Raw genomic sequence first — 8,246 nt, 5'->3', positions numbered from 1 at the left:
AGGTTTAGCCTTTGGCTAAGCACTCAATTTTGCTTCTTCTCCCGCAAGGGGAGAAGCGGGCTGCGGCGCTGGCGCAGTTCCCAATCTTCCCAATCCAGACAACAGGAAAAATCCGATGACCTATATCCGGACGGCGCTGCCTGCGGTGGAGCCGCTGACGCTGGTCGAGACGCGGGCGCATCTGCGGCTTGATACCGAGGATGAAGACGCGCTGCTGCTCGGTCTGATCGCTACGGCGCGCGAGCATCTGGAGCGCGAGACGGGACTGTCGCTGATCACGCAAGGCTGGCGCATGTGCCTCGACCGCTGGCCGGACGACGGCATCCTGACGCTGGCGCATGGGCCGGTGCGAACGGTGACGTCGGTGATTGTCTATGATGGTGAGGGCACACCGCAGGCGGTGGTGCTCGACGGGCATCTGCTCGATGGTGAAGCGCGGCCGGCGCGGCTCTGGTTGCGGGATGTGCCGCAGCCGGGCCAGGCGCTGAACGGCATCGAGGTGGATTTCGAGACGGGTCTTGGCGCGACCGGCGCCGAGGTGCCCGACACGTTGAAGCGGGCCATGCTGCTGCATGTCGCGGCGATGTTTGCCTTTCGCGGCGTGGTGCCGGCCGATGCCCAGCCGGCGGTGGTGCCGCCGGGCTATGATAGGCTGATTGCGCCCTATTGCCGGCGGAGGCTCTGATCATGGCACGATTGGCGGCGATGCTGGATCTCGATCCCGGCCGGCTGACGGCGCGGCTTGTGCTGGAGCGGCCGGACCCTGTCGGCGATGGCCAGGGCGGGGCGGAGATCGGTTTTGTCGAACTCGCCCGCGTCTGGGCGCTGATCGAGCCGCTGCGCTTTGCCGAGGAGGAGCGGGCGGCGGGCGTGGCAGCGAGCGTGACCCATCACGTGACGCTGCGGGCAAGGGCGGATCTTGCCCCCGGCCAGCGGTTTCGCAAGGGCATGCGGCTGTTTGTCATCGCAGCATTGTGCGATCCCGACGAGACCGGTCGCTATGCGCTGGCCCGCTGCCGGGAGGATGTCGGATGACGGCGCTGGAGGAAACGGGATCGGCTCTGGCGCGTCTGCTGCGGCAGGCATTGCGGGCGCGGCTGGAGCGCCGGGATGAAGCGCGCTTATCGCCTGTGAATGGCCAAAAGCAGGGCAGAATTTCAAACGGGACGGAGGTCGACGATGAGCGCGCCGGTCAATGAACTGCTGGCCGCCCTGCAGGCGGCGGTGATGGCCGATGCGGCGCTCGCCGCGTGGATCGGTGCGGACGGATTTTCCGACCGGCGGCTGCGCGCGACGCGTTTCCCGGCCCTCAGCATCGGCACGGTCGAGGCGCGGGACTGGTCGACGGGGACCGAGACCGGCTTCGAGATCATCCTGAAGCTGGAGGCCTGGAGCGAACGCGGACGACGCGAGGCGGAAGATTTGGCGGAGAATGTGCGGCGGGTGGCGCAAGGGCTGGACCCGGCGCTGGCCCCAGGAATGGAACCAGCACTGGCGAGCCTGCGGCTGGTCAACATGGTCCATCGCCGGACGGTGAGCCGGCGGGAGGCGAAGACCGGGCTGTTCGTGGCGAATGTGACGATGCGGGCGGTGGTGGAGTAGCGGGCGCGGGGGATTTCACGCCGTTGATGTGGCCCGCCGTGCGATCACGGCAAGCGCTGCGACGGCGGCAAAGGCGATGACGGAAAAGGCGACGCACAGATAGAGCCCGGCGTCGACGCCGGAGCGGTCGATGATTGCGGTCATTAGCACCGGGGCCAAAGCGTTGGCGAGGTTTTGCGGCAGGGCGAGCCTGGCCGATTGCGCGGCGAAGCGGCTGGCGGAGAAGAAGCTCAGCGGCAAAAGTGCGCGGGCAATGGTCGAGACGCCGGAGCCGAAGCCATAGAGGGCTGTAAAGATGAAGAGCCCGGTCGTATCGCCGGTTGAAAAGATCAGCGACAGGGTGGCGATGACCAGCAGGCCGGTGCCGACCATGCCGGTGATCAAGGGTGTCGATCGTGCGCCGAAGATCACATCGACGGCGCGGGCGGAAATACCGAACACGGCGCGCAGCGAGCCGAGTTCGAGCGCCAGTTGCGGCGTGGCGCCGGACAGTTCGAGGATATGCAAGAGTGACGGCGACAGGCCGAAGGTGATCAGGCTGACCAGCGAGGTCGACAGCGCGATCAGCAGGAAGGCGGCGATGCCCATGCGCCGGCTGAGCGCCAAAGGCTCGATGCTGTCGGCGGCACGCTCGGCATCGGAGCGCTCGATCGCGATCCGGCCGATGGCGAGATGGATCGGCAGGCAGAGGATCAGTTGCGCGAGACCGGATGCGACCAGCGCGCCGCGCCAGCCGAGCGCCTGTTCGGCGAGCGCCAGCAGCGGCCAGCAGATCGCCGACGACAGGCCGGTGAAGATCATCAGGATGCCGATCGTGCGCTTGGCGCTGCGGCCTTCGCGTTCGACGACGGCGGCAAAGGCCGGCACGGAGAGACCGAGGCTGCCGCCGAGACCGAGCAGAAGCCAGCCGAGGCCGTAGAGAACGAGGCCCTGTGCGGCCGCGAGCGTAAACAGGCCGAAGGCCATCAGGATCGAGCCGAGGGCCAGCGTGCGCGCGGCGCCATGCCTGGCGATCATCCGGCCTGTCATCGGCCCGAGCGCTGCCATGACCAGCATCATCACCGTCAGGCCGGCAAAGGCCGCTTCATTGGCCATGCCGAGATCGGCAGCGATCTTGCGGCCGAGTACGCCGGGCATGTCGTAACTGGTGCCCCAGCCGATGATCTGGCTGGCAGACAGGGCGGCAATCAGGGCGGTGCGGGCAATGTTCATGACGACTCAGAATGGGGGAATGCAACCGGAAGGATGGCGCGGTTGTAGGGGCAAAGGCTGGGCGGGGATAGGGGCAAATCTGGTTTTTGTGGCAGCTCTCAGGTGCCTGCCCGGCTGGTCGGAGCCGCAACGACCAGGGCCGCGGACGAGCTGTAGCGGTCGAGGGCAAGTCGCCGGCAAACCAGCCAGAAATTTTGACAATTAGGCAAACAAAGGGATCACGGACATGGTGGCACAGAAGGGCAAGGACCTGCTGCTCAAGATCGACGAGGGGGCGGGTTTCGTGACGGTGGCGGGACTGCGGGCGCGCAGGCTGACATTCAATGCGCAGTCGGTCGATGTGACCGATGCCGAGAGCGCCGGGCGCTGGCGCGAATTGCTGGCGGGTGCGGGTGTCCGGCGGGCGTCGCTGACCGGTGCCGGGCTGTTCAAGGACCAGGCATCGGATGCTCTGGTCAGGGCGAGTTTCTTTGCCGGTTCGATCCTCAACTGGCAGGTGGTGATCCCCGATTTCGGCACGGTGACGGCGCCGTTCCAGGTGACGGCGCTGGAATATGCCGGCAATCACGATGGCGAACTGACGTTCGAACTGGCGCTGGAATCGGCCGGCGCCGTTTCCTTTGCCGTGCAGTGAGGCGGCGATGCGCGAACCTTTGACCGTGAACCGGGCCAATCGCCATCGTGGCGAGGTCGAGGCGGTGATCGACGGTGAACGGCGCATCCTGTGCCTGACGCTGGGTGCGCTGGCCGAGCTGGAAACCGCGTTCGGCGCCGATAGCATGGCCGATCTTGGCGCACGCTTTGCCGGCAATCGGCTGAAAAGCGCCGACCTGATCCGCATCCTGGCCTGCGGCCTGCGCGGCGGCGGCAACCGGCTGTCCGACGAGGATGTAGCCGAGATGGCGGTCGAGGGCGGGCTGGCGGGGGCGGCAAGACTGGTCGGGGAGCTTTTGGCGGTCACATTTGCGGATGGCGACGGTACCGGCTCACAGGGGGCAAACGCCTCCCCTTGATGGCCGCAGGCGATGAGACGGCAACAGCGCCGCGTCCCTTTCCGTGGGACATGGCGATGGCTGTCGGGCTCGGTCGCCTGCGGCTTGATCCAAGCGTGTTCTGGGCGCTGACAATGCGCGAGTTTGCAGCCGTTACCGGGTTGCTCGGCCATGGCGGCGGTTATCTGACGCGGCCGATACTGGCGGGGTTGATGCAGCGATTTCCGGACGGGTGAGGCGGTGGATGGACGCTATTTTTGAGGGCGAAGGAAGTGCTGTCGGACGCGACGGGGGATCACCCCCACCCGCCGCTTCGCGTCGACCTCCCCCTCAAGGGGGAGGTGGGAGCGCCGCCGTCGACGGAAAGAGAGACCGGCCGCAGCCTCCACCCTCCCCTTGATGGGGAGGGTCGGACCAAAGGTCCGGGGTGGGGTGACTTCCCAGCGCGCCAACGCCCCTACATGCCAACGCCCCGACATGCCAAGGCTGCTCATCCGAGACGCACAAAGCCGAAAGGCGGTTAGAACGGCGCGCACCACAACCGCGATCACCCCCGCCCGCCGCCTCGCGCCGACCTCCCCCCTCAAGGGGTAGGTGGGAAATCCGGCATTCGTCGCAGCCTTTTATCGGCGCTGCGCGGGGCGCAAACCATGACAGGAGAGACCCGATGACGGATGATGATGACCGGCTTGCCGTTTCACTTGATCTTGACGGATCGGCGGCGCTTGCCGTGCTCGATGATCTCGAAAACCGCTCGGCCAGTTTTGGCCGGGCGCTGGACCGGGGCGCTGAAGACGGCGACGACGGGTGGCAAGGGGCTGGAGGAGACGCTGCGCACGGTCGGGCTGCGGCTCTCGGACATTGCGTTGTCGGCCGGGCTGAAGCCGCTGGAAAACCTGCTCGGTCAGGTGACCTCCGGGCTTGTGTCGACGCTCACCTCCGGACTGACTTCTGGCCTGACTTCGGGACTGGCATCAGGGCTTTCCGGCAGCGCCGGCTCCACCACGGCCTTTGCCGCCGGCGGGGTGCCGGGGCGCATCACGCCGTTTGCCGAGGGTGGCGTGGTCTCTGCACCGAGCTATTTTCCGATGGAGGGCGGTTTCGGCCTGATGGGCGAGGCAGGCGCCGAGGCGATCCTGCCGTTGAAACGCGGGGCCGACGGATCGCTCGGCGTGGCATCGGACGGCGGCGGCGCGACCCAGATTCATTTCAACGTGACGGCGACCGACGCTTCCAGTTTTGCCCGCAGCGAAGGCCAGATCACCGCCATGCTGGCGCGCTCGGTCGGGCGTGGGCGACGCAATCTGTAGCCGCGGCAGTTGCAGGGCATGGCGGGTGCAAGGCGCGGCTGATGCAGGCGCACGGCGTCTGCCTGAAGGCCGAAGTGCCGGATTTCGACACCGCGGCTGACGCCATTGGTGTGGCAGAGATTTTTCAATCGGAGAGAGCCATGAGCTTCCATGAGGTGCGCTTTCCACTGCGCCTGTCGCTGTCGGTCAGCGGCGGGCCGGAACGCAGGGTCGACATCGTCAACCTGTCGAACGGCCGCGAGGCACGCAATCGGCGCTGGCGCGATGCAAGGCGACGTTATGATGCCGGGTCGGGCGTGCGGTCGGTGGCTGATCTCTATGCCGTGCTCGAATTTTTCGAGGCGCGCGGCGGCAGCCTGCACGGCTTCCGCTTTCGCGATCCGGTCGATTTTTCCTCCAGCGCACCGGGCGATCCGGCAACCGGCCTCGACCAGTTGATCGGGATTGGCGACGGCGAGACGGCAGCGTTCCCGCTGGCAAAGACCTATGGCGACGCGGCGGCAAGCCATCGGCGCGAGATCTCGAAGCCGATCGACGGCACGGTCCGCATCGCGGTCGGCGGAGTGTCGGTGGCAGCAGGCGGTTTTGTCGTCGATGCGGCAACCGGCATCGTGCAGTTTGCCGCGGACCATGTGCCGGCAGAGGGTGTCGAGATCCGGGCCGGCTATGAATTCGACGTGCCGGTGCGTTTCGACATCGACCGCATCGAACTCAATCTCGAAGCCTTTCGCGCCGGTCGCATTCCCTCCATTCCGCTGATCGAGATCGCTCCATGAGACAGTTGCCCGAGGCCCTGAAGGCCCATATCGCCACCGGCGAAACGACGCTGTGCCGCGCCTGGCGGTTGACGCGGCAGGACGGCGCGGTCCTTGGCTTTACCGAGCATGACCATGCGCTGGATTTTGTCGGCACGACCTTCGAGGCGGCGAGCGGTTTTGCGGCGACCGAGGCGCGGGTGGCGAGCGGATTGCAGGCGCCGGCAGCCGGCGTCGAGGGCGGCTTTTCCAGCGAGGCGATCACCGAGGCGGATCTCGCTGCCGGGTGTTATGACGGCGCCCGCGTTGAACTCTTCCTGGTCAACTGGCAGGCGCCAGAGGATCAGCATGTGCTGCTGGCGCTCCAGGAAATCGGCGAGGTCAGTCGGGCGGGACCGGTTTTTTCGGCGGAACTCAGGAGCTTTGCCCACAAGCTGCAGCAACCGACGGGGCGGATCTACAACCGGCGCTGCGATGCCGAGCTTGGCGACGGCCGCTGCCGGATCGACATGGCGGTTGCCGGGCGGCGGCTGGCGGGTCTGGTCGCGGCGGTGGAAACGCCGGACCGGCTGGTGATCGCCGGGTTGCTGGATCTCGGGGCCGGGCATTTCCGGCTGGGGCGGCTGCGGTTTGACGCCGGCATGCTCGCCGGGCGGACGGTGGCGGTGGAGGAAAGCGGCGCGATGGCCGGCGGCGCGGCTTCGATCCGGCTGTGGCTGCCGCTGGAGGCGGAGCCGGCGCTCGGCGATCCGGTGACGCTCAGCGTCGGCTGCGACAAGAGTTTTGCCATGTGCCGGGAGCGCTTCGGCAATGGCCTGAATTTCCAGGGCTTTCCGCATATGCCGGGCAGCGACTTTGCCTATTCCTATGTCGGCGGCGAGACCACGCATGATGGGTCGGTGCTGTTTGAATGAGGATCGGTATGCAGTTACCCCTCACCAACAATTTCTAGCACTTAGCTGAAGCTAAGCTGCTGAAATTGTGTCCTCTCCCTCGATGGGGAGAGGGAAGGCGTTGGGGCTGGCGAGGCCTTTCTGACTGCAGAACAGCTTTCATCAAGGATATCCGGATGACGATCAATGCGCGGGTACTGGGCATTGCCGAGCAATGGATTGGCACGCCCTATCGGCATCAGGGCTCAGCGATCGGTGTCGGCTGTGATTGCCTGGGGCTGGTGCGTGGGATCTGGCGCGGGCTCTATGGGCGCGAGCCGGAGCTTGTGCCGGCCTATGCGGCGGACTGGGCCGAGCGATCGGGCGAGGAGCGGCTGCTGGAGGCGGCGGCGCGGCATTTCCGGCCGGTGGCCTCGTTTCGGCAAAGCCTGCCCGGCGATCTGGTGATCTTTCGGTTCCGGCCCGGTTGTGCGGCCAAACATGCCGGCATTCTGGCGCGGAATCGACCTTCGACGGCGGTCGGCGAGTGTGGCCCAGACCGAGGTGGCACAGACGAGAGTGACACAGGCGAACTTTGCCCAGGCGAAAGTGGCCCAGGTGAGGGTGCTGAGGACGAGGGCGTCCAGGGTCATCCGGCGGCGGTCCCCGACCACTTCATCCATGCCTACGAACAATCCGCGGTGACCCGCTCGACGCTTGTGCCGGCGTGGCGGCGAAGGATTGCCGGGCTCTATCGGTTTCCGGAGGTCTGATCCATGGCGACGGTTTTATTGCAGGCGGCAGGGGCCGCACTCGGCTCGGTCTTCGGGCCGGTTGGTGCTGTGCTTGGCCGGGCGGCCGGCGCCCTGGCCGGCAGCGCCATCGACCGCAGCCTGCTGGGCGGTACGACAGTCAGCGGCGCGCGGCTCTCGGCAGCACGGCTGAGCGGCGCCAGCGAGGGCACGGCGATCCCCAGGCTTTACGGCACGGCGCGGCTCGGCGGCACACTGATCTGGGCAACGCGCTTCGAGGAGGAGACGGTCAGCGAGCGGGCCGGCGGCAAGGCAAGCGGCACGCGGACCGAGAGCTATCGCTATTTTGCCAATCTGGCGCTGGCGCTCTGTGAGGGCGAGGTGGCCGGCGTGCGGCGGGTCTGGGCCGATGGCCGCGAACTGGACCTGACCGCAATCGAGATGCGTGTATATCGCGGCACGCCCGACCAGCCGGCCGATCCGCTGATCCTGGCACGGCAGGGCGAGACCCAGGTTCCGGCCTATCGCGGACTGGCCTATGTCGTCTTCGAACGGCTGCCGCTTGATGATTTCGGCAATCGCATCCCGCTTTTGCAATTCGAGGTGATCCGCGCGGTCGGCGAACTGGAACGGCGGGTCCGCGCGGTGACAATCATCCCCGGCGCGACCGAACATGGCTATGCGACGGTCAAGGTGTCGGAGCAGCCGGGCGAGGGCGAGCAGCGTTTTCTCAACCGCAACACGCTGACGG

At 66.8% G+C, this 8,246-nt stretch carries 12 protein-coding genes and 1 pseudogene; 12 read left to right on the top strand and 1 reads right to left on the bottom strand.

The genetic code is table 11. The annotated features are described in order from the left end of the window. The first annotated feature begins 115 nt into the window (after positions 1-115). Genes PDO_RS06035 through PDO_RS06025 form a run of 4 tightly spaced genes read left to right on the top strand, consistent with a single transcriptional unit; the run spans position 116 to position 1,602 of the window. Positions 116-685, top strand: a complete 570-nt coding sequence (locus PDO_RS06035; RefSeq protein ID WP_007599221.1) for a head-tail connector protein — start codon at positions 116-118, stop codon at positions 683-685. A gap of 2 nt (positions 686-687) precedes the next feature. Continuing rightward, the gene (locus PDO_RS06030) at positions 688-1,035 is read left to right on the top strand and encodes a phage head closure protein (protein WP_007599219.1); all 348 of its coding nucleotides are present in this window, start codon (positions 688-690) and stop codon (positions 1,033-1,035) included. After that, on the top strand, positions 1,032-1,199 hold the full coding sequence (locus tag PDO_RS28225; protein ID WP_007599218.1) for a hypothetical protein: 168 nt from the start codon (positions 1,032-1,034) through the stop codon (positions 1,197-1,199). The genes PDO_RS06030 and PDO_RS28225 overlap by 4 nt, the downstream gene beginning before the upstream one ends. Continuing rightward, a complete protein-coding gene (locus PDO_RS06025; RefSeq protein ID WP_007599213.1) occupies positions 1,180-1,602 on the top strand; it encodes a DUF3168 domain-containing protein in 423 nt (140 codons plus the stop codon). Before PDO_RS28225 ends, PDO_RS06025 begins: the two co-directional genes overlap by 20 nt. Before the next feature lie 15 nt (positions 1,603-1,617). On the opposite strand, the gene PDO_RS06020 is transcribed toward PDO_RS06025, so the two are convergent. Further along, positions 1,618-2,814 (bottom strand): MFS transporter, encoded by a 1,197-nt coding sequence (locus tag PDO_RS06020; RefSeq protein ID WP_007599211.1) that lies wholly within the window; start codon positions 2,812-2,814, stop codon positions 1,618-1,620. A 226-nt stretch (positions 2,815-3,040) separates the two neighbouring features. On the opposite strand from PDO_RS06020, the gene PDO_RS06015 reads away from it, so the two are divergent. The 8 genes and pseudogenes from PDO_RS06015 to PDO_RS05980 all read left to right on the top strand — a co-directional run. Then, complete coding sequence (locus PDO_RS06015) at positions 3,041-3,448, top strand: phage major tail protein, TP901-1 family (protein WP_007599210.1); 408 nt, start codon at positions 3,041-3,043, stop codon at positions 3,446-3,448. Between the two features lie 7 nt (positions 3,449-3,455). Continuing rightward, positions 3,456-3,827, top strand: a complete 372-nt coding sequence (locus PDO_RS06010; protein WP_007599209.1) for a gene transfer agent family protein — start codon at positions 3,456-3,458, stop codon at positions 3,825-3,827. Next, positions 3,827-4,042: a phage tail assembly chaperone gene (locus PDO_RS06005; protein WP_007599208.1), complete on the top strand. Its 216-nt coding sequence runs from the start codon at positions 3,827-3,829 to the stop codon at positions 4,040-4,042. The genes PDO_RS06010 and PDO_RS06005 overlap by 1 nt, the downstream gene beginning before the upstream one ends. Before the next feature lie 501 nt (positions 4,043-4,543). After that, positions 4,544-5,116 carry a phage tail tape measure protein gene (locus tag PDO_RS06000; protein WP_458574641.1) on the top strand — a complete coding sequence of 191 codons (573 nt, stop codon included), beginning with the start codon at positions 4,544-4,546 and terminating at the stop codon, positions 5,114-5,116. Between the two features lie 140 nt (positions 5,117-5,256). Further along, complete coding sequence (locus PDO_RS05995) at positions 5,257-5,892, top strand: DUF2460 domain-containing protein (RefSeq protein WP_037072766.1); 636 nt, start codon at positions 5,257-5,259, stop codon at positions 5,890-5,892. Next, a complete protein-coding gene (locus PDO_RS05990) occupies positions 5,889-6,785 on the top strand; it encodes a DUF2163 domain-containing protein (protein WP_007599203.1) in 897 nt (298 codons plus the stop codon). Before PDO_RS05995 ends, PDO_RS05990 begins: the two co-directional genes overlap by 4 nt. 155 nt (positions 6,786-6,940) lie before the next feature. Continuing rightward, positions 6,941-7,516: a C40 family peptidase gene (locus tag PDO_RS05985; RefSeq protein WP_007599201.1), complete on the top strand. Its 576-nt coding sequence runs from the start codon at positions 6,941-6,943 to the stop codon at positions 7,514-7,516. Positions 7,517-7,519: 3 nt separating this feature from the next. Further along, positions 7,520-8,246, top strand: a pseudogene (locus PDO_RS05980) (baseplate multidomain protein megatron); the annotation flags it as partial.

Source organism: Rhizobium sp. PDO1-076, from assembly GCF_000247475.1.
Classification (GTDB): Bacteria; Pseudomonadota; Alphaproteobacteria; order Rhizobiales; family Rhizobiaceae; genus Allorhizobium.
Note: the sequence above shows the minus strand (reverse complement) of the source record. Positions and strands in the feature narration are given on the sequence as shown.

Excerpts from the sequence above, each read along its gene's own strand:
- PDO_RS06035 (WP_007599221.1), top strand. The coding sequence starts at position 116 with ATGACCTATATCCGGACGGCGCTGCCTGCGGTGGAGCCGCTGACGCTG.
- PDO_RS06030 (WP_007599219.1), top strand. The coding sequence starts at position 688 with ATGGCACGATTGGCGGCGATGCTGGATCTCGATCCCGGCCGGCTGACG.
- PDO_RS28225 (WP_007599218.1), top strand. The coding sequence starts at position 1,032 with ATGACGGCGCTGGAGGAAACGGGATCGGCTCTGGCGCGTCTGCTGCGG.
- PDO_RS06025 (WP_007599213.1), top strand. The coding sequence starts at position 1,180 with ATGAGCGCGCCGGTCAATGAACTGCTGGCCGCCCTGCAGGCGGCGGTG.
- PDO_RS06020 (WP_007599211.1), bottom strand. The coding sequence starts at position 2,814 with ATGAACATTGCCCGCACCGCCCTGATTGCCGCCCTGTCTGCCAGCCAG.
- PDO_RS06015 (WP_007599210.1), top strand. The coding sequence starts at position 3,041 with ATGGTGGCACAGAAGGGCAAGGACCTGCTGCTCAAGATCGACGAGGGG.
- PDO_RS06010 (WP_007599209.1), top strand. The coding sequence starts at position 3,456 with ATGCGCGAACCTTTGACCGTGAACCGGGCCAATCGCCATCGTGGCGAG.
- PDO_RS06005 (WP_007599208.1), top strand. The coding sequence starts at position 3,827 with ATGGCCGCAGGCGATGAGACGGCAACAGCGCCGCGTCCCTTTCCGTGG.
- PDO_RS06000 (WP_458574641.1), top strand. The coding sequence starts at position 4,544 with ATGATCTCGAAAACCGCTCGGCCAGTTTTGGCCGGGCGCTGGACCGGG.
- PDO_RS05995 (WP_037072766.1), top strand. The coding sequence starts at position 5,257 with ATGAGCTTCCATGAGGTGCGCTTTCCACTGCGCCTGTCGCTGTCGGTC.
- PDO_RS05990 (WP_007599203.1), top strand. The coding sequence starts at position 5,889 with ATGAGACAGTTGCCCGAGGCCCTGAAGGCCCATATCGCCACCGGCGAA.
- PDO_RS05985 (WP_007599201.1), top strand. The coding sequence starts at position 6,941 with ATGACGATCAATGCGCGGGTACTGGGCATTGCCGAGCAATGGATTGGC.